The sequence below is a fragment of the Janthinobacterium sp. CG_23.4 genome (assembly GCF_029892305.1).
GTDB lineage: Bacteria > Pseudomonadota > Gammaproteobacteria > Burkholderiales > Burkholderiaceae_D > Janthinobacterium > Janthinobacterium lividum_D.
The window spans coordinates 1947469-1967029 of the sequence record NZ_JARXUX010000001.1 but is presented as its reverse complement, the minus strand read 5'-3'; the positions used below and the strand labels follow the sequence as shown (position 1 = coordinate 1967029).

Here is a 19561-nt window from a genome sequence, read left to right as displayed (position 1 = left end):
TGGGACGCTGGCAACGCCGCCTCAACTTCAAGGCGTGGCGACGTACCGAGGCGCGCAGTGGCGCCGCGCCGACAAGCATCGCAGCTCGCCGCGCGCACCGCACCCAGGCTCCGGCGTTTAGCCTTTCCAGGTGCGCTGGAGGCCGGTATCGGCATGGATCCAGCCGCCACGCGGGCCGGAACGGTAATAAAAACCCACGCCGCCTTGCTTGAAGCTGCGCACCAGCGAGCCGAGCACTTCCGCGTTCAGGTTGGCCACGCGGATGTCGGCGGCGCGGCCCGAAATGTGCAGCGACTGGCGCGCGGCCGGCACGCCCGCTTCGCGCAGGCGGCTGTTTGACTCGGCCGTGCGATAGCCCGACAAAATCTCCAGCGGCTGCTCGATGCCGTAGCGGGCCACGAACGCTTGCGTGCCCCACAGGGTTTCGAGCAGTTTCGGGTCGATCGGAGCGGTCTTCTTGCCGTTCACATCGCGCAGCAAATGGCACAGTTCCTGGTAAGCCGAATCGATGACTTCGCCGTCTTTCCAGTACAGCAACCTGGCCTTTTCATTGCTGGCCGGGCGCACCACTTCCAAGGTGCGGGGCTTGAGCCAGAACTCCAGATCCAGCGCCTGCGCATCGAAGATGTCGGGCGGCGGCTCCATCTCGGTGATGGCCTGGCGCGACTGCGAAGTGATAGCACGGTCGACGCTGGCCAGTTGCGTCGGCTGCGGTGGTACGCCGGTGCGCGCGGTGTGCGGCTTGGCACTGGCCGAAGCGGAGGCGGGAGCGGCCGTGCGCGAGGCGCAGCCGATGAGCGGAGTGCTTACCAAGCCCAGCGCGGCCAGGCCCATACCGTGGTGTAGAAAGTTTCTGCGCGATGCCATAGTCAGTCCAATGTAACGATGCGAATACTATAGCGTATTGTGCCGCGAAGAAAAACCCTCAATGCCTATCGTGTCGCCCTTATTTCAGCCTCTGGCGCCCTAGGCGGTGCTCGCGCGGACGGTAACGTCCTGCTTTGCCTGCGCCAGCGCCGTCAACGGTTGGTCCAGCAAATAGCCCTGCACCACGATCGGCAATCCCGTCATGGCGGTAACACGCTGCAGTGCGGCCAGCGCCGCCGGCGTGTCAAGACGCTTGAAGATGAGGCGAATTTTCGCCGCATGGCACAGGGTCACGAAGCTGGCGATGGCCTGCTCGTCGCCGAGATTGCCCGCGTCGAGCTTGAACGCCTGCGGGTGCAAGCGCTGCAGCATGTCGCTGGCCTCATGCACGCTGCTCACGTTGATGGCCAGGCGGAAACCGTTGCGCCGATAATTATCGGCCACATAATTGAGCAGCCAGCCCTGGTTCGGCGTCACCGTCGGCAATTGCAGTACGATGCGCTCGATGGGCAAGCCCAGCGCATCAAGGATGCGCTGGAAGGCGTGGCCATGATTGCTGCTGACAGCACTCAACAGGCGGTCATGCACGTTCAGGTACAGGTCGGTCTGCTGCGCTTCGGCCTGCCGGAAAAAATTAATGGCGTGCAACATGCGGCACAAACGGTCCAGTTCCACCGATTCATCGTCGCTGGCCGCATGATCGAGCAAGCGCCACAGCGACAAGCCCTGGTCCGCCTTCGACACGCTGCGCGCCAGGCCCTCGAACGCCACCAGCTTGCCGCTATCGATCTCGCGCAAGGGCTGGAAAGCGCTGGTCATGGTGCAATTGAAAAAGCGCCCCAGCGCCCTGCCCTCTGCGTCAAGCCAGACACTGGTACCGGCCTGGGTTTGATGTGACAAACGGGCCAGGTAGTTTTTCAGGACAGGAAATGACATGCGTGCTCCTTCATCAGGCTGCGCCGGCTGCCCAGATGGGGGCCACGGCGCCAAAGTAGCCACAGTAAGGCAGCGCCAAGCAAAGGAGAACGAATGGTTTCGCCGTTTGATATGCATCAAGCAAATAAGCGCAGCGCCATGGACTGCGCATAACGATAGTTGGAAACATTCGTTCCAGCGACCTGCGCCAGCCTTTACTGTGGGGGTACACCGATACCATCAGGAAGCAGCGCCATGTGCCAGTTACTCGCAATGAACAGCAGCAAGCCGGCCGCGCTGGGATTTTTCTTTGCCGGTTTTGCCGAACGGGGCGGACGCACGGACGAGCACCGCGACGGCTGGGGCATCGCTTATCATTCCAGTGGCGGCTGCACCTTGCTCAAGGATCACCTGGCGGCCATCGATTCGCCGCTGGCCGCCAGCGTGCAGCAGCATCCCGTGAAGGCGACAAACATCGTCGCACACATCCGCAAAGCCACGCAGGGCCGCATCGCAGCGGAAAACACCCACCCGTTCGCCCGCGAACTGTGGGGCAAGACCTGGTCCTTTGCCCACAATGGCGACTTGAAAACCTGGCGCCCGCCCGCTAATGCGTACTACCAGGCCAGCGGCGACACGGACAGCGAACAAGCTTTCTGCCACGTGCTGGGCCACTTGCGCACGCGCTTTCCCCTGGGCGTACCCACGCGCGCCGCGCTGCGCAGCGCCATCACCGAGCTCGCCAAGGACATCGCTGCGCACGGCAGCTTCAATTTCATCCTCTCTGACGGTGAACTGCTGTTTGCTCACTGCTCCACGCATTTGCACTATGTGATACGCGAATACCCGTTTTCCGTGGCGCAACTGATCGACTGCGAACGCAGCATCGACTTTCGCCAGCACAACCATCTCGATGATCGCATCGCCGTTATCGCCACGCATCCGCTGACGCAAAACGAAGATTGGCAGGCGTTCGCGCCCGGCGAACTGAAACTGTTCGCCGGCGGCACCTTGCTACCAGCGAGCGAGAACACGCAGCAAGGCGTGTTCATCCAGATCAGTTACTAAGGGGAAATATGTAAAGTGACGTAAAGGCCCGCCGCCGGATGGCCGCGCTAAGAAGCAGAGCTGGCGTCAGGCCGAATTGCAGTTGCAAAAGCGCTTGCGCTTGGGGTCGCCGCCTAAGATACCTGCGGGATCAATCTGTTTCCAGCAAAAAATCGTTTCCACGCCGTACGGTGAACGCACATTGCCTGCCTCGACATACCCCTGCTTGACGAAGAAGGCTTGGCTGCTGGCCGTGCTGTGCAATTGCAGAGCCTTGATGCCCCACTCGCGCGCCTGCGCTTCGAGCTGCGCCACCAGTGCCTTGCCGGCGCCCCGGCCTTGCGCCTCGGGCAGCAGGTAACACAGCGCCAGCTTGCCCGCGCGCGTCAGCAAGCCGACGCCGACGACGGCGCCATGCTCGACTGCAACGAGCGAAAAATTGGTGGGCGAGGCAAACCAGCACGCCACCATCTGCGGTGTTTTATTGCCCATCCAGGCATCGAGAATGGCCGGATCGTCCCGATGATCGAGGCTGCAGCATTCGACGATGGAGCGTCGTAATACGTTGCACGCCTCGAAAGCGTCGGTCGATGTTGCAATACGAATTTCAAGACTCATGTACGCTCACAAAATATTCCAGTTGCCGGTGCAGATGGTTTTAGCCCTGCATGATGCGATTCGACTATACACCAAGCGGCGAAATCGGGTTTTTTGCCGCGCGCCGTCCGCCGCCTTTGCCTATGACGCAGTGCTTGCAGACTAAGTGCTGATGCGCACCTTGCGCCACGAATGTTTCCAAAAAACGATATCTGTTTTTTAGCATAACCGGGAATCGGATCTAAGCATATTACGAAAAATTCGTTTCTTTTCCGGCCAGAATTTTAGACTATGTCGGTCTATTCTCACAATAAGAGTTCAAAATGCCCTATTTTCACGCCGTATCGACTGCCGCAGCAACGCTCACCCGACGCTCGCGCCGCTGGTTCCTGGCCAGCGCCCTGGCCGCTTCGGCTGCCGCCATGAGCGTGCCGATGGCAGCTAGCGCCGCCGAACCCGTGGTGTTGCTGAACGCCTCGTATGACGTGATGCGCGAATTGTTCAAGGATGTGAATCCCGCTTTTATTGCTGATTGGAAAGCCAAAACTGGCGAAAGCATCACCATCAAGCAATCGCACGGCGGTTCCAGCAAGCAGGCGCGCTCCGTTGCCGACGGCATGGAAGCGTCCGTCGTGACCATGAATCAGGCGAATGACATCGATATCCTTGTCGAGCGCGGCCTGGTGGCGCCCGACTGGGCCAAGAAATTCCCGAACAATGCCGCGCCGTTCTACTCCACCATGGTGTATCTGGTGCGCAAAGGCAACCCGAAACACATCAAGGATTGGGACGACCTGGCCAAGCCCGGCATCAAAGTCATCGTACCGAACCCGAAAACATCGGGCAATGGCCGCTACACGTATCTGGCAGCCTGGGGCTACGCCGTAAAAAAAGGCGGTAGCGAGGCACAGGCGCGCGAACTGGTGAGCAAGCTGTTCAAGAACGTGCCGGTACTCGACGGCGGCGGCCGCGGCGCCACCACCACCTTCACGCAGCGTGAAATCGGCGACGTACTGGTAACGTTTGAAAATGAGGTGCAACTGGTGCGCGCCGAATTCGGCGACAACTTCGAAGTCGTGTATCCAAGCATTTCCATCCTGGCCGAGTCGCCCGTGGCCGTCGTCGACAAGGTCGTCGAGCGTCGCGGCATCCGCAAGGAAGCCACGGCCTACCTGCAATACCTGTACTCGGAAGCGGGCCAGGAACTGGTCGCCAAACACTACCTGCGTCCCCGTTCGGCCACGATCGCCAAGAAATACGCGGCCAGCTTCAAGCCCATTACGCTGTTTACGATCGATGACGTCTTTGGCGGCTGGAAACAGGCGCAAAAGAAACACTTTGACGATGGCGGTGAATTCGACAAGATTTACCAGAAGTAATCTGCGCTGCATCAGCAAAAAACCGGGACATGTTCCGGTTTTTTTATGGTGGCGCACCAGCGTCACACTCCAGTGCACTGAACAGGCTGGCGATTTCGCTGCTGCGGTGCGTGCCCGTCTTGGCCAGGATCGCTCGAATCTGGCTGCGCACGGTGCTGATGCGCACGCCCTGCCGTTGCGCATACTCGGCTGGTTCCATGCCATCCGCCAGCGCCAACGCCAGCGACCACTCGGCGCCCGTCAAACCGCATGGCCGCTCAAGCACCGCGGGCCAGGGCCGCCACTGTGCCCCGAATAGTGGCCGCAGCGACAACATGACCATCACCGCCCCGTCACCGACACCGTGCTGCCCGATGCGCAAGGGCAGCGGCAAGATACCGATTTCCAGCGCCGGCCGTCCATTGTCATCGGCGACATACAAGGGCGCGGGACGCAAGCAGGCCAATCCTGTGCATGCTTGCCGCACGCGTTGCGCCAACTGCTGCTGCACTGAACTGATACGCACATCGACGCAGCCGCCGCGCACGGCAATCAGGGGCCGAGCCTGGGGGCTGGCAGCGAGCAGCCGCTGCGCTGCCAGGTTCATGAAAACCAGCCTCAGGCAAGCGTCGACCAGCAAAACGGCGCGCGGCAAGGCGTCTAGCCCAGCCCAGGCCAGCGCGCCATGGGCCTGGGCTTGCTGCGCCGTATCGCGCAGACGCAGCACATTGGACAAATGCGCAAGCACGCGCTGCAACTGACCATGCGTGCGCCGGTCAAAGCGGCCCTGGCCGGCTGCGCGGTGCGCGGACAGGACGGTCAGCGCACCGTTGTCGGAGACGACGCCGCTGCACGAATAGCGCACGCCAGCGCGCAGGTAGAAATCCTGGAAATACTCGCTGCACGCCACGCTCTGCTCATTGAAATAATCTTGCATCAGGTGCATGCGCCCAGGCGGGCTACGCGTCAGTACCGCATAGCCGGGATCGAGCGCGTGATAGTAGCTGCGATATCCATGCTCCCAGGTTTGCTCATCCAAGCCGATGATACGGGCGTGCGATGGCGGCGTTGCCACCTGCGCCTTCAAGAAACAGCAGGCAACGTCGCCACCGGCAAGGCGCGCGAACGCACGCAGGGCCGCGTCCCACTGCACCGGCTCGAGTGCCGCCCGGTAAAAGGCGGCAATGACGGAATCGACATCCTGCTTATCCATCTCCACCCCTGCCTGAAAAGAATCGGCAGACCGATCCGTCGCGCAAGCCAAGAAGTCCACATGCTCAAGACAGCGCAGAACGTCAGACAGTGCAGCACGGCGCAAGTTCTATCAGCGCCACGCATGGCTGGACCGCGCAGCCACAGACCGGCGCGAGCACGCATGAAAGCAAGAAGCGATGCATGGCAAAACCTGCTGGTGGCGGCAAACAGAGATCGGCCAATAACAGGCTTGCGGCATGCTGCGCGCCCTATTTGCGTATCTTATTTGCGTATCTTATTTTCGTATATTGATATGCGTATCGATTCGTGGTCAACAGCGCGTATGCGCCGTAATCTGGCTATGTCGCGCCGTATGGCGCATTACGCTTACAAAGGAAATATCATGGCTATCACGGAAGTGAATGTACGCAACCAGTTCCGCGGCAAGATCAAGGAAATCATCTTTGGCCCCGTGGTGTCGGAAGTGGACGTGGAAACGCCGCACGGCATCGTGACCTCGGTGATCACCTCGCGCTCGATCAAGGACCTGGACCAGAAAGTGGGCAGCGAAGTCATCGCTCTCGTGAAATCGACGGAAGTGTCGATCGCCAAGATCCAGTAAGGCCGGCGCCGCCCATGCCCGCCCCGCCCCGCCAAGTGCGGGGCGTTTGCATTGCAGGCTAATCGCGAAACAAATGCGTCAACGTGCGGCTGACGGGCAACTTTTCCACGCTAGCCCTGATGCATTTCAATTTTTCGCGCCGCGGCGCCGGCAGCGCGGCGCGTAACGATTGCAGCAAGTGGACCATGTCGGCCGGTTGGGCGCCGAACTGGTCGCGCAAACGCGTCAGCGCCCGCTGCAGGCGCTCAGCTTGTACCGGTTTCAACAGATAATCAACGGCGCCAGCGTCAAACGCATCGACGGCGTACTGGTCGCAGGCCGTGACAAACACGACATGGGCGCGCTTGCCGATGCGCTCGGCCACTTCCAGGCCCGACAGTCCCGGCATGCGGATGTCGAGGAAGAGTGCCGCCGTTACCGGGTGCTGCAGCAGTCGCAGGGCTTCCTCATCGAAACCGCCATACCATCACGCAATTTTTCTCCACATAGTGCGTTCTCCCGGTCGTGTGATTCAGGCATGAACGCAGTCTACGGCGCCCCGGTAGCAGGGCCTAGCGCGGGGCGACGAAGCACGCAGCGACAGGCATCAACGACGAAGCGCGCGCCACCTGTCCGAGCAAGACTGCCAATCTTGCTTAAATAGTACGAAATTTCCATTCCGAAATCAATCAATGCGCGACAATTTTCACTACGGCAAGAATGAACACCTTTATTTGCCGAATTGACCGTAACGCCGCCTGTCGCGGGCCTGTAACGTAGACATCGCTTGATCTTTAATGGTATTGTCTAAGCTTGGCAAATATTGCTTCCGAGACACAAGCCGCATGCCCGTGCTAAGCGGTCCCGGCTTTGTGCGCAGCGCCCTCGATGGCGCCCCGAAACTGCTTTCCCATGACAATCCCATGCTCAAAAAAATGTTCGCCGCAGTGCTGATGACGCTTTCCACAGCGGCCATCGCCGTGCCCTTCGGTTCCCAGTCGATACTGGTAGTCGAAGATGGCACAGGCAAAGTCTTGCTTGAAAAAAATTCCAACGTGGTGGTGCCCATCGCCTCGCTCACCAAGCTCATGACGGCCATGGTCGTGCTCGACTCCAAGGCCAATATGCAAGATGAGATCAGCATCGACCGCGAAGATGTCGATACCTTGAAACATAGCACTTCGCGCCTGCCCGTGGGCGCCACCCTGAGCCGCCACGACGTGCTGCAACTGGCACTGATGTCATCCGACAACCGCGCCGCCGCCTCGCTGGCGCGCACATTCCCCGGTGGCCCGACGGCATTTGCCGTCGCCGTCAACGCCAAGATCAAGGCTCTGGGCATGCGCCAGACCGTCATCGAAGAGCCGACGGGCTTGTCGCCGAACAACCAGTCGACGGCAGCAGACCTGGTCAAGATGGCCGTGGCCGCCTCGCGCTACCCGGAAATCAGCCGCATCACCACCGATTCGAAGGACGTGATCCAGATCAAGGGCCGCGACGTGGAATACCACAACACGAACCGCCTGGTGGGCGCCAAGGGTTGGGACATCGGCCTGTCGAAGACGGGCTACACGAATGAAGCGGGGCGTTGCCTGATCATGCGCATCAAGTCGGCCGGCAAGTTCGCCACCATGATCTTGCTCAATGCGCGCGCCAATTCCGTGCGCGCCATGGACGCCGTCAACATCCGCCGCATGCTGGCGGCCGAGAACGGCATCGACGAGCCAAAAGTGCTGCGCGCTTCGGCCAGCCGGCATAAAAAAGCGCCGGCAAAAGCATCGAAACGCCGCCGCGCAAAGTAACTATTTCGCTTGCCGGTTGGTCATCACCACGCCGGCTATCGTCACCGCACCGCCCACCAGCATCGACGCCAGCACCGGCTCGCCCAGGAGTCCTGCGGCCAGCACGATGCCGAACACGGGTACCAGGTTGTTGAAGACGGCCGTGCGCGACGGCCCCAGCGCTTTCACGCCCTCGTAATACCAGACAAAGCCGATCACCGTGCCGAACACGCCCAGGTAACTAATGGCGGCCCACACTTGCCAGCCGAAGCTGTGCCACGGCACGCTCGGAAACTCCAGCACCGCCCCCACCAGCAGGAAAGCCAGGCCCCACATCGACGCATAGGTGGTGGCGGCAATCGGACTGAGTCCCTTCAGCGCCACCCGCCCAATCAGGGTGTAGGCAGCCCAGCTGGAAATGCCGCAGAACATAAATACTTCGCCCATGCCGATAGCGCTACCCGTGCCGTGCAGCAAGGCGCTGATATCGCCACGCGTAATGACGATGGCCGTGCCGCAAAACGCCAGCATGATGCCGAGCCACTTGAAGGAGCCGAGCCGCTCGCGAAACAGCATGGCCGAGGCGAGCGCCGTGACGATAGGGTTCAAGGCCACGAACAGGGCCGTGCGCCCGGCCGGCATGCGCGACAAGGCCGCCAGGAAGCACAGGTTGTAAAGAAAAATGCCCGTCAGGCCCAGCGCCGCCGTCGTCGCCAATTGCTTGCGGTCCAGGCGCGGCAAGCCCCCTTCCAGCTTCCACGCCAGTATGACCAGCAGCAGCACGGCCACGCCGAAGCGCCCGCTGGCGGCCGTCATGGGCGGCATTTGCTGCGCCAGCACGCGCCCCGCGATGAAGGTGCCGCCCCAGAACAGGGCGACGAAAATCAGTTTGATATACACCAGCGGCGATTGCACGGCAGGCAAGGCGGCTGGAGGCAGGGCGGAAGTGCGCATGGAAGGTCCTAGGATGTCGCTGCTGCAGCGGACGCTGCGCGTGCGGTATACTTATATATTAATACTAATATGAACTCATGAAATAATGAGTAAATACTCATACGCCAGGAAAACCACAGCATGACCTTCACGCAACTGGAAATTTTCACCCTGGTGGCCGAACTGCACGGCTTTTCCGCCGCCGCCGCACAACTGGGCATCAGCCAGTCGGCCGTCTCGCATGCCTTGAAGGCGCTGGAAAAGGAGATGGGCGTGGACCTCATCGTGCGCCACCAGGCCTCGGCCGAGTTGACGGAGGTGGGCCGCCAATTGCTGGTGCGTGCGCGCGAAATCCTCGGCTTGTCGGAAGCCATGCGCCAGGAAGCGGCCGACGTGCTGGGCCAACGCCAGGGTAGTTTGCGCATCGGCTCCTTCGGCCCTACTTCATCATTGAATCTGCTGCCAGCGATCACGGCGCAGTTCCGCCTGCGCTATCCCGGCATCACCCTGCGCATCGACGAAGGCGCCGACCATGAAGTGGTGCAGTGGATACGCGAGCGCCGCGTCGATGTCGGTTTCGTCGTGCTGCCAGACGAACGCTTCGATACGGCGCCGCTGGTGGAAGACCAGATGATGGCACTGGTGCCGCGCAGCCATGCGCTGGCGCAGTACCCGTCCATCACCTTGGCGCAACTGTGCGAAGGACCGTTCATCATGTCCGAGGCAGGCTGCGCCTGCCTGATCGAGCCCCTGTTCGCCAACGCGGGCCTGCTGCCACACGTGCCCTACCGCATCAGCCAGGTGATCACCATCCTCGACATGGTCAGCCGCGGCGACGGCCTGTCCATCGTCGCCGAACTGGCCTTGCCGCAGCGCCTGCGCGAACAGTATCCGGACTTGCTGGCCCTGCCCTTGCATCCGCCAGTCAGCCGCAAGGTGGGCCTGGCCGTGCGCGACCGGCGCCAGAACACGCCGGCCACCAACGCTTTTTTTGAGCTGGCCAGGCAGATGGCCCCGACCCTGGCGCCCCGGCGCGCCTGAACGCGACTTGGAAAGTAGCCACGCTGCGCGCCGTGCTGCAGGCGCTAGTGAGCAAGGCCAGGCTGGCGCAGTCAATCAGACCATCAGCATCAGCCAATCAAGCCGCGCAGCCCGCTCGCGCGCTGCGTGCGGCGCAAGATGGCGTCGAACAGCACCGCCTGCGTGGGCGACACGAGGGTAAAGAAGTCGCGCGCGCGCGTGATGCCGGTGTACACCAGTTCGCGCGCCAGCATGGCGCCGCCTTCCTGTGGTAGCACCAGTACCGTGTGGCGAAATTCCGAGCCCTGCGACTTATGCACCGTCATGGCGAACGCCGTCTCCACATGGCGCAAGCGCGTGGCCAGCACGCTGCGCACGTTCTCACCCTCGAGGAAATACACGCGCAATGATCCAGAGCGCGCCGGATCGCGCAGCGTCAAGCCGATGTCGCCATTGAACACGCCCGTGCCGTAGTCGTTGCGGGTGACCATCACAGGACGGCCCACATACCATTCGCTGCGGCGTATCAAGCCTTCCTTTTCCAGCCGCAGTTCGATGGCCGTGTTCAGCCCCGCCACGCCCCACTCGCCCTCGCGCACGGCGCACAGGATGCGGAACGCTTCAAAAGCGTGCAGTACGGCGCGCACCCAGTCATCGTGCTGCGCATACGCTGCCTCACCGCCATTGAGCAGTTCCAGGTAGGGCTGGTAGCCGCCCGGCGCGTCCACCCGCCCACGCAAGGCCAGGCGCAGCACGTCTTCCTGCTGCGCCGGCACGCTCCACGCCAGTTGGCCGCCGCTGTCGCTGGCGAAGCAAGCCTTGGCAAGATCGGGTCTGCCGCCGTTCACAGCCTGCGCCAGTTCGCCGATCGGGCCACTGAAACGGTGGCTGTGGCGCAGCATCACCGTCTGCTGCGCCAGTGCACCCGCCGCACCGGCAAAGTCAGGCGGAATGGCCACGCCGCTGGCCGCCTGCGCATACGCGATGGTGGCAGGCAGGTAGCCGCCCGCCTGCGCATCGTGGCACAAGTCGCCCAACACGGCGCCCGCTTCCACCGACGCCAGTTGGTCCTTGTCGCCCAGCAGTATCAAGATGGCCGTCGGCGGCAAGGCGTCGAGCACCGAGGCCATCATCTCCAAATGCACCATCGACGCTTCATCGACGATCAGCACATCGACGTCGAGCGGATTGCCCGCGTGATGGGCAAAAGCGCGTGTATCGGGCCGCGCACCGAGCAAACTGTGCAAAGTGCGCGCCGCGCCCATGCGGCGCGCCAGTTCCAGCAGGGGCAGCGCAGCGCCCACCTTCGCCGCCAGCCCTTCGAGCGCCTTGTCGATCGACTGTTTCAAGCGCGCCGCTGCCTTGCCCGTCGGCGCAGCGAGCGCGATGCGCAGCTGCTCGGGCTGCGCCGAGACGGCAAACAACAGCGTCAGCAAGCTCGCTACCGTATAGGTTTTCCCCGTGCCCGGGCCGCCCGTGATGATGGCCACCTTGCCGCGCAGGGCGATGGCGCACGCCACCTTTTGCCAGTCCGGGCCAGCATCGTGCGTCGGCTGGTCGAACACGATGTCGAGCCATAGGCGCACCTGCGCCAATGGCGCAGTGAGCAAATCGTGCGCGCGGGCGGCGATTTTCCCGCCCACCAGGGTCTCGTCGCGCCAGTAGCGGCGCAGGTACAGGCGTTCGCCATCGAGCACCAGCGGCTGGCGCAGATCGGCCGCGCCCACCTGCCACACCTGCGGCGCGCCGGCCAGCAGCGCGCGCCAGCCGTCAAGCGAGGTAGGCAGCGGGCCGCAAACGGCCAGCACGCCATGCCACAATTGCTCGCTCCAGCCCAGCAGTTGCGACGGCTCGCTGGCCAGCTCAAACAGCATCAGACAGCTATGCCCGCGCCCTTCCAGTTCGGACAGCACCACGCACGCCACGGCCACGGCAGGCGCATCGGGCGCATTTTCGTCCAGGCTGGCGATGAAGCGCGCGAAGGCGGCGCTCAGGCGGCGCAGATGGCCCGCCTCGGCCACGCCGTCGACGTGGGTAAGCAGGGCTTCGAGGGCCGGGTCAAGATTCATCGTGTTCCTCATGCTTCATCGTGTTCCTCCTGCTGCATCGTGTTCCTCATGCATCATGCTATTTCCACTTCCTGTGACAATAATTGATCGAGTCCATCGAGCAGTTCCAACTGCGGTGCCAGCCAATAGCAGCCATGCGTATCCGCATTCGCGATGCCGCGCAGGAACAGGAAAATGGCGCCGCCCAGGTGCTCGGCCGGGTCGTAGGCGTCGCCGAGCCGGCTTTTCAGCAGCCGGTGCAGGGCCAGCATGTAGATCGCACCCTGGATATCGTAGCGATGCTGCGCCATTCCGGCCGCCAGCGCGGCGCTGTGGTAAGCGGCGTCGTTGACACCGAGCGCATTGGACTTGTAGTCGAGCACCCAGTAGCGCCCTTCGTGCTCAATGACCAGGTCAGCAAAGCCTTTCAGCATGCCGTGCAACTGGCGGCGCGGCAGCACGGGGCGCGGCGCATCATCGAGCAACAAACGCGTACACAGCTGATCGAGCGCGCCGGTGGACAAATGCTCGCTGGGGAACCAGAACTCCATCTCGGACAGGGTGCTGCCCAACTGCGACAGCGAGGCGTCGAGCAGCGGCAACGGCGTGATGGCCACTTGCCTGAGCCAGGCGATGGCGTCTTCCTGGCGGTGGCCCCAGCCCGCCCGCTCGCAACGCGCAGCCAGGCGCGTATTGAAGTGTGCGTCATTGACACAATCAAAGCCCTCGCCGCCCATCCACTCCAGCTGCTCGTGCAAGAAATTACCAGGCACGGAACCACGCGGGAAGCGGTGCCATGGCGCGTCGCCCGTCTGCAGCGGCGACACAGCTGCCACGCTGGGCCCTGCCCCATCTTCCAGCAAGGTCTCTTCCAGCGCCCGCTGCGGCACGTGCGCCGCTGACACGGCGCCGATCTGGCGCGTCAGCGACGTAAAGCTGCCCACCGACCAGTCGCGCTCAAACTCGCCCACGAACACGGGCGCGGGGCGCAACTCGGGGCGCCGCTCGATACGGTCAAGCACCGTGCAGGCATCGGGCTGCGCCAGCGTCATGGCAGCAATGGCATCGCAATCGCCGGCTACCTGCTGCCAGCGCAGCAGCAACTGCCCGCAGGGCAGCTTGTCGCCGCCCGTCAGCAGATAGCCGAGCGCCGATTCGTGCAAGGTATTCTCGCCCGCCTTGCGCGCCGCCTGGGCGGCCACCCCCAGCCACAAGAAGTGGCGCGCGCGCGTCAGCGCCACATACAGCAGGCGCAAGTCTTCCTCGATGCGCGCTTCTTCGACCGCCGCCATCGCCGCATCGGACAGCGACAGGTCGAGGCGGCGCTCGCCATTGTCCCCGGCATACTCGAAGAAGCTGCGGTTGCGCTTATCGACCTTGCGCGCCGTGACGGCGAATGGCAAATAGACCAGCGGGTATTCGAGGCCCTTGGATTTGTGCACCGTGATGACTTTGACCAGCTCTGCATCGCTTTCCAGGCGCAGCACGCGCTCGTCGCCACCCTCGCCTTCGCCGGCAATCTGCTCGGCCAGCCAGCGTATCAGCGCTTGCTCGCCATCGAGCTGGCGGCTGGCCGATTGCAGCAGTTCGGCCAGGTGCAGCAGATTCGTCAAGCGCCGCTCGCCACCGGTCTGCTGCAACAGCATGGCCGGCAATTGCAGTTCGTGGATGAAGCGGCGCAGCATGGCCAGCACGCCCTGGCGCTGCCAGATCAGGTGCAAGGCCTTGAGTTGCTCGACGCGGCGTTCCCATTCCAGTTCGTCGCTCGACAGGCGCGCCAGCTGGCCCAGCGACAAGCCGATGGTGCGCGTGGCAAATGCGGCGCGCGCAAGGCCGCCGTCGAGGGGATTGGCCAGCGCCGCCAGCCAGCGCAACACATCTTGCGCTTCCTCGCTGTCGACGACGGAATCCTTGTCCGACAAGTAGACGCTGGCAACCCGGCGGCGCGCCAGCGCGCGGCGCACCGCCGCCGCTTCCTTGCGGTCGCGCACGAGCACGGCGATATCGGCCGGCTGCAGCCGCACGAAACCGTCCGGGCCATCGAAGCCGGCTTGCGCATCGCCGAGCATGGCGACGATGTGCTCGGCGCAATGCTGCGCGAAATACTCGCGGTAGCTGTCGCCGCGCAGCCCTTCATCGCTGGCGCAGGCGGCCAGTAGCGCAGGCAGCGGGCCGCTGGCGTTCACCAGGTGCTCGGCGCGGCCCTTGGCCTCGACGGCCTCGAACGGCAGCGGATTCTCGCCGTTCTTGCGGTAACGGAAGGCACCGAGCGGCACTTCGGCGCGCTCGGCATGCAAAAATAGCTGGTTGACGGCAGCCACCAGAGGCGCCGTCGAACGGTAGTTGGTGCCCAGCTGGTAATGGCGGCCGTTCGTTGCGCGCCGCGCCGCCAGGTAGCTTTGGATGTCGGCGCCGCGAAAGCCGTAGATCGACTGCTTCGGGTCGCCGATCAGGAACAGCCCTTGCGCTCGATTATTCTCGGCAATGCGGTATAACAAATTGAAGATCTGATACTGTGCCGGCGCCGTATCCTGGAATTCATCGACCATGGCCAGCGGGTATTGGTCGACGATACGCTGGCGCAGGGCCGCGCCATTCTCGCCAGCGAGCGCATCGTGCAAGCGCTGCAGCATGTCGGCAAAGCCGAACTGGCGCGACTGGCGCTTCAATTGATCCATGCGCCGCGCAATGGCCGCCGCCGCATGCAGGTGCAGCTTGTGCGCCAGCGGCGTGAGCGCTGCCAGGGCGCTCCCCAGCGCCTCGGTATGTTCGAAGCACTCGGGCACCTGCGCCGTAAAATTCTTGGCAAACGCATCCTCGATGCCGAACGGCGTCAAGCGTTCCCACGCCTTGGCCGTGATGGCCGGCTGCAGCAAGAGCGGGTCTTGCGCCCACTGGCGCAAGCCGTCGAACCACTTCGCCAGGTTCTCCGGCTTCATCTTGACGCCGTTAAAACACTTGGGACTGGCGGCGCGATGCTCGTTGATCCAGGCGGCCATCCGATCCACGCGCTCGACCCAGCCCGCCTTCAGGCTGGCCAGCTGCGCGCCCAGCGCCCGCTGTTCGCGCGCGATCAGCATAGATAAAGGCTCATCGTCCGCCATGCCCATGCTATCGGCACGGCGCGCCAGCTCGCGCGCGCCTTTCTTTAATGCGTCGACGTCGGGCCAGCAAGCGAGCAACACATCGAGCGCCTGCGGCGCCAGGGGATAGACTTGCTGACGCCAGTAATCGTGGGCCGCATCCTCGAACAGGGCTTGCTCGTCGCTGACCAATTCTTCATCGAACAGACTGCCGCTGTCGAACGCGTGCTCGCGCAACATGCGCTGGCACCAGGCATCGATGGTGAAGATGGCCGCTTCATCCATCGTCTCGGCGGCCAGCATCAGCCGGTGCGCGGCCTTTTGCCGTGCGCTCTCGTCAGGATAAGATTCCAGCAAGGCGTCGAGAAAGGGGTCGCTGGCGCCCGATTGCATGCCGACCTCATTGCGAAAATACGCGGCGGCCTCGATCAGGCGTTCGCGCACGCGGTTCGACAATTCGCGCGTGGCGGCGCGGGTAAATGTCATCACCAGAATGTCGGCCGGCAGCAGCGGACGCGTAAAACGGCTGTCGTCGTCGCCGTGGCCCCCGCCATGACCAAGTACCAGGCGCAGGTACAGCGCGGCGATGGTCCAGGTTTTTCCCGTGCCGGCCGAGGCTTCTATCAGCCGCGAGCCGTGCAGCGGGAACGTCAGCGGATTGAGCAAATGGCTCGTCATGGTTCTTCTCCCGCGCCATCATTGGGCGCGCTGATCGGATCAATCGTAATGTGTTGCTGCAGCCAGTCGGCCAGCGGGCCATACAGCTCGCGCGTGCAGTCTTCCCATGCTTCCTCGGCGGCCAGCGCGGAAAACTCGGGCCACAGGCGCGCCAGGCACAGTTCCTCGCGCTCGCCAGAGATGTCAAAGCCGCCGTCATACACGGCGCGCGGGTCGCCCTGCTGCACCAGCGCCAGCCCCGTCTTGCACGCCGTGGGCAAAGGATGGTTCATGCCTTCGCGCCACAGCGCCAGCAAGGTGGCCAGCGCATCGCGCGATGCGGCCGGATCGAGTGGCGCCATGCTGACGATGGCGTCGCGCGCCACCAGGTAGCCGGTGACGGGCAAACCCAGGGCAGCGGCGGCCAGCTGGCGCAGCCACATCAGCATCAGCTTGTCGCCGCGCGCCAGGCCGTCCTTGTCCGTCACCTTCGAGGAAATCTGCATCAGCCAGGCCGTCTCCTGGCCGTTGCTGCACAATTTATCGAGCCAGTCGTCGATGTGCAGTTCGCCAAACGTCAAGTTGATGGCGCGCTTGTCGGCTGCCAGCGGGAACGAGGCGCGCAGGGACAGCCACGCGCTACGCACGGGCACCAGCGCCTCGACCAGCTGCGCCTGCACCTGCTGGCCGATCAGGCCGATGGGCAGCACGCCGACACGCGCCAGCTTCTGCGCGCGCGCTTCCAGGCTGGCGCGCACCTCACCCGCTGCTTCGACGACGCCGCCATCATCTAACATGGTGTCTTCCAGCAAATAGCGTTCGAGCGCGTTCAGGCCGAACGGTTCTTCATCCTCGCCCAGCATGGCCGCATCGGCAAAGTGGACGCTCAAGCGGCGGCGGAAAAAATACTTGGCGGGCTGGCGCAGGAAGCTGGCCAGCTCGCCCAGTTTCAAACGCGTGCCGGGATCGAGTTCATACGGCCCCAGCGGCAATTCGTCGAGCGCCTGCAAGTGGGCATCGTGTGCCACGCGCCATTCGCGCGCAAACGTGAGCAAGCCATCGGCTTCGAAATAGCGGCGACTGAATGGCTGCAACGCGTGCTCGGTGGTGAGCGAAGCCAGGTGCCGGTCCAGCGACCAGCCGGCGACCAGATAGTCGCGCAGCTGCGACACCAGCACCGACGGCGGCTGCTCGGAATTGTCGCGCACATTGCGCCCCACCCAGCTCACATAGAGTTTGTCGCGCGCGGCCAGCAAAGCTTCGAGCATCAGGTAGCGGTCATCGTCGCGGCGCGAGCGGTCGCCCGGGCGCGCCATGCCGGGCAGCGCCAGCAGGTCGAAATCAGCCTTTGGGGCGCGGCGCGGAAAATCGCCATCGTTCATGCCCAGCAGGCACACCACGCGAAATGGCACGGCGCGCATCGGCATCAGGGTGCAGAAGGTGACGCCGCCGGAGACGAATTGATGGTTCAGGGTCGGCTCGTCCAAGGCGCCCAGCCACGCCACGCGCAGCACCGACAGGGGCACCGGCTCGACAAAGCCCGCATGCTCGCAGGTTTCCAGCCAGCCCTGCAAGGCGCCTTCGAGCTGCGCCAGGGTCAGGCGGTCGCCCTCGTCGTCGGCGTCAAAAAAAGCCGCCAGCAGCGCGCGCGCCTGCACGCCCCACTCGGCTGGCGTGCAGGCGACGGACAGCATGCTGCGCCAGCGCAGCAGCGCCTCGACCAGCTGCGCCAGCGAGCCCGCCAGCGCCGCATCGAGGCCACCCACTTCCGCATACGGCTCGATGCCGCCAAAGCTGGCGCCACTGCCGCTGGCATAGCCGAGCAGCATGCGCCGCACGCCGAAGATCCATGCATTCTGTTCCCCTGCCGCGCCCAGCCCCAGGCCGGCGCGGTGCGTCTGATCCAGGCCCCAGCGCACGCCCGCGCCTTCGATCCAGGCGCCCAACGTGGCCAGGTCGTCCGGCTGCAGGCCAAAGCGGGTGGCCAGCGCAGGCACGTCGAGCAGGTCGCGCACTTCGCTCTGGCGGCAGCGCTGCTGCGGCAGCTGCAACAGCCACTCGAGTGCAACGAGCAGCGGGTTGACGCTGCGGTCCTTCACGTCGCCGATCTCGAACGGAATGAAACGCTCGTCATTGCGCCGGTACTGGCCGAAGACGGCGTGGATGGCGGCAGTAAAGGTGTCGATATCGGGCACCATCACCACCACGTCGCGCGGACGCAAGAGCGTTTCGGTGCTGTGCGCGAACATGGCCAGCAGCTGGTCGTGCAGCACTTCCACTTCGCGCTGCACGCTGTGCGCCACATGAAATTCGATCGATCGATCACCGGCCTCGGGCGGCGTCTGTTCGTGTTCCGCCAGCGGGCGCAGTTCGCGAATGGCCACCTGTACCTGCTGCAGCAGGGTCTCTCCCGTTTCCTCGCCAAACAGGTCGATGCGCAGGCTGTCATCGCGTCCCTCGGCTTGCGCGTGTTCGTCGAACTCGTCGAGCATGCGGATGAAGTCACGCCCTTGCCTGCCCCAGCTGGCCAGCAGCGGATGACTGTGCGCATGCATTGCTTCGAGCGGCATTTGCGCCAAGTCGGTGCCGTTGCGCTGCCGCTGGCGCTTGTTTTGCGCGCGCAGCAAGTCGCGCCCGTCGATGATGTCGCCCCAGTAAAACTGGCATGGGTTGGGGACGGCCAGCACCACCTGCGTATGGCGCGCCAGCGCAGCGAGCGCCTGCAAGGTTTGATATGGCAAGGCCGATACGCCAAACAGCACCACGCGGCGCGGCAGCTTGCCGGCAGGAGGCAGGCCGGCGGCGATCGCCGCCAGGAAGGCGTCGTGGATGTCGGCGCGGCCCGTGTCGCGCTCGAAGGCCTCGACATCGGCGGTCACGGCGCGCCACAGCTGCGCCTGCCAACGCTGGTCTTCCTTCAAGGCAATGGCTTCGCCGCGCGCCGTACGCAGCTCGTCGCGCCCCGCAGCCCAGTCGGACAGCCAGTCGGCACGGTAGACCTGGTATTGGTCAAACAGGTCGGCCAGGCGCTCGGCCAGTTGCAGCCGGCGTTCGCTATCGCCATCGGCCAGGAAATAGCGTAGCGGCGCGAAGACGGGATCGGCCAGCAGCGACGGCAACAGGCGCATCAAACGCCAGCTCAGCGGCGACTTATCAAATGGCGACACGCGCGGCACCCGCTCGCGTCCCAACATGCCGCGGTAGCTTTCCCACAGCAGGCGCGCCGGCAGGGCGATGCGCGTGGCGGCGCACACACCCATCTCCTCGGCCAGGGCGATCTTCAGCCATTCGGCCACGCCGTTCGACTGCACCAGGAAGATATCCGTTTCCAGGGGCGCCAGCGGGTGCTGGCGCAGCCACTGGAAGACGGCGGCGCGCAGCTGTTCGAGCTGGTTGCCATGCAGTATGAGAAGGCCGGGCGTGACGGGAGTATGCATGCTGATCCGATGAGTTGCCGCGT

General features: G+C 63.7%; 14 protein-coding genes. 5 read left to right on the top strand and 9 right to left on the bottom strand.

Annotated elements, in window-relative coordinates; genetic code table 11:
- Positions 1–117: 117 nt before the first annotated feature.
- Together H4V96_RS08925 and H4V96_RS08920 are read right to left on the bottom strand one after the other, a co-directional pair.
- Positions 118–867, bottom strand: coding sequence for a DUF882 domain-containing protein (locus tag H4V96_RS08925; RefSeq protein WP_029496347.1), 750 nt, complete (start codon positions 865–867; stop codon positions 118–120).
- Positions 868–966: 99 nt separating this feature from the next.
- Positions 967–1803 (bottom strand): EAL domain-containing protein, encoded by an 837-nt coding sequence (locus H4V96_RS08920; protein ID WP_196855486.1) that lies wholly within the window; start codon positions 1801–1803, stop codon positions 967–969.
- A 234-nt stretch (positions 1804–2037) separates the two neighbouring features.
- Here H4V96_RS08920 and H4V96_RS08915 point away from each other — a divergent pair, with 234 nt between their 5' ends.
- Complete coding sequence (locus H4V96_RS08915; protein ID WP_280720875.1) at positions 2038–2850, top strand: class II glutamine amidotransferase; 813 nt, start codon at positions 2038–2040, stop codon at positions 2848–2850.
- Between the two features lie 66 nt (positions 2851–2916).
- Here H4V96_RS08915 and H4V96_RS08910 read toward each other — a convergent pair whose 3' ends face one another.
- Positions 2917–3447 carry a GNAT family N-acetyltransferase gene (locus tag H4V96_RS08910; RefSeq protein WP_196855488.1) on the bottom strand — a complete coding sequence of 177 codons (531 nt, stop codon included), beginning with the start codon at positions 3445–3447 and terminating at the stop codon, positions 2917–2919.
- Positions 3448–3848: 401 nt separating this feature from the next.
- On the opposite strand from H4V96_RS08910, the gene H4V96_RS08905 reads away from it, so the two are divergent.
- Positions 3849–4805, top strand: a complete 957-nt coding sequence (locus H4V96_RS08905) for a sulfate ABC transporter substrate-binding protein (RefSeq protein WP_196855511.1) — start codon at positions 3849–3851, stop codon at positions 4803–4805.
- 43 nt (positions 4806–4848) lie between these two features.
- On the opposite strand, the gene H4V96_RS08900 is transcribed toward H4V96_RS08905, so the two are convergent.
- On the bottom strand, positions 4849–5997 hold the full coding sequence (locus tag H4V96_RS08900; protein WP_196855489.1) for a LuxR family transcriptional regulator: 1149 nt from the start codon (positions 5995–5997) through the stop codon (positions 4849–4851).
- A 384-nt stretch (positions 5998–6381) separates the two neighbouring features.
- Here H4V96_RS08900 and H4V96_RS08895 point away from each other — a divergent pair, with 384 nt between their 5' ends.
- Positions 6382–6600 (top strand): TOBE domain-containing protein, encoded by a 219-nt coding sequence (locus H4V96_RS08895; RefSeq protein WP_196855490.1) that lies wholly within the window; start codon positions 6382–6384, stop codon positions 6598–6600.
- 58 nt (positions 6601–6658) lie between these two features.
- Here H4V96_RS08895 and H4V96_RS08890 read toward each other — a convergent pair whose 3' ends face one another.
- Positions 6659–7039 carry a response regulator gene (locus tag H4V96_RS08890; RefSeq protein WP_196855512.1) on the bottom strand — a complete coding sequence of 127 codons (381 nt, stop codon included), beginning with the start codon at positions 7037–7039 and terminating at the stop codon, positions 6659–6661.
- 463 nt (positions 7040–7502) lie between these two features.
- On the opposite strand from H4V96_RS08890, the gene H4V96_RS08885 reads away from it, so the two are divergent.
- Complete coding sequence (locus H4V96_RS08885) at positions 7503–8381, top strand: serine hydrolase (protein WP_029496346.1); 879 nt, start codon at positions 7503–7505, stop codon at positions 8379–8381.
- Here the strand turns inward: H4V96_RS08885 and H4V96_RS08880 are convergent, their stop codons facing one another.
- Positions 8382–9314, bottom strand: a complete 933-nt coding sequence (locus H4V96_RS08880) for a DMT family transporter (protein WP_196855491.1) — start codon at positions 9312–9314, stop codon at positions 8382–8384.
- A gap of 120 nt (positions 9315–9434) precedes the next feature.
- Here H4V96_RS08880 and H4V96_RS08875 point away from each other — a divergent pair, with 120 nt between their 5' ends.
- Positions 9435–10334, top strand: coding sequence for a LysR substrate-binding domain-containing protein (locus H4V96_RS08875; protein ID WP_280720874.1), 900 nt, complete (start codon positions 9435–9437; stop codon positions 10332–10334).
- An 89-nt stretch (positions 10335–10423) separates the two neighbouring features.
- On the opposite strand, the gene recD is transcribed toward H4V96_RS08875, so the two are convergent.
- From recD to recC, 3 genes are read right to left on the bottom strand one after another with little or no spacing between them, the layout of a single operon-like run.
- Entirely contained in the window at positions 10424–12382 is a 1959-nt protein-coding gene (gene recD, locus H4V96_RS08870) for an exodeoxyribonuclease V subunit alpha (protein WP_196855493.1), read from the bottom strand.
- A gap of 53 nt (positions 12383–12435) precedes the next feature.
- Entirely contained in the window at positions 12436–16122 is a 3687-nt protein-coding gene (recB, locus tag H4V96_RS08865) for an exodeoxyribonuclease V subunit beta (RefSeq protein WP_196855494.1), read from the bottom strand.
- Positions 16119–19538, bottom strand: a complete 3420-nt coding sequence (gene recC / locus H4V96_RS08860) for an exodeoxyribonuclease V subunit gamma (RefSeq protein ID WP_196855495.1) — start codon at positions 19536–19538, stop codon at positions 16119–16121. Before recC ends, recB begins: the two co-directional genes overlap by 4 nt.
- Positions 19539–19561: the final 23 nt, after the last annotated feature.

Coding starts and splice junctions, on each gene's coding strand:
- H4V96_RS08925 (WP_029496347.1), bottom strand. CDS start 867: ATGGCATCGCGCAGAAACTTTCTACACCACGGTATGGGCCTGGCCGCG.
- recD (WP_196855493.1), bottom strand. CDS start 12,382: ATGAATCTTGACCCGGCCCTCGAAGCCCTGCTTACCCACGTCGACGGC.
- H4V96_RS08895 (WP_196855490.1), top strand. CDS start 6,382: ATGGCTATCACGGAAGTGAATGTACGCAACCAGTTCCGCGGCAAGATC.
- H4V96_RS08910 (WP_196855488.1), bottom strand. CDS start 3,447: ATGAGTCTTGAAATTCGTATTGCAACATCGACCGACGCTTTCGAGGCG.
- H4V96_RS08900 (WP_196855489.1), bottom strand. CDS start 5,997: ATGGATAAGCAGGATGTCGATTCCGTCATTGCCGCCTTTTACCGGGCG.
- H4V96_RS08915 (WP_280720875.1), top strand. CDS start 2,038: ATGTGCCAGTTACTCGCAATGAACAGCAGCAAGCCGGCCGCGCTGGGA.
- H4V96_RS08880 (WP_196855491.1), bottom strand. CDS start 9,314: ATGCGCACTTCCGCCCTGCCTCCAGCCGCCTTGCCTGCCGTGCAATCG.
- H4V96_RS08885 (WP_029496346.1), top strand. CDS start 7,503: ATGCTCAAAAAAATGTTCGCCGCAGTGCTGATGACGCTTTCCACAGCG.
- recB (WP_196855494.1), bottom strand. CDS start 16,122: ATGACGAGCCATTTGCTCAATCCGCTGACGTTCCCGCTGCACGGCTCG.
- H4V96_RS08920 (WP_196855486.1), bottom strand. CDS start 1,803: ATGTCATTTCCTGTCCTGAAAAACTACCTGGCCCGTTTGTCACATCAA.
- H4V96_RS08905 (WP_196855511.1), top strand. CDS start 3,849: ATGAGCGTGCCGATGGCAGCTAGCGCCGCCGAACCCGTGGTGTTGCTG.
- H4V96_RS08875 (WP_280720874.1), top strand. CDS start 9,435: ATGACCTTCACGCAACTGGAAATTTTCACCCTGGTGGCCGAACTGCAC.
- recC (WP_196855495.1), bottom strand. CDS start 19,538: ATGCATACTCCCGTCACGCCCGGCCTTCTCATACTGCATGGCAACCAG.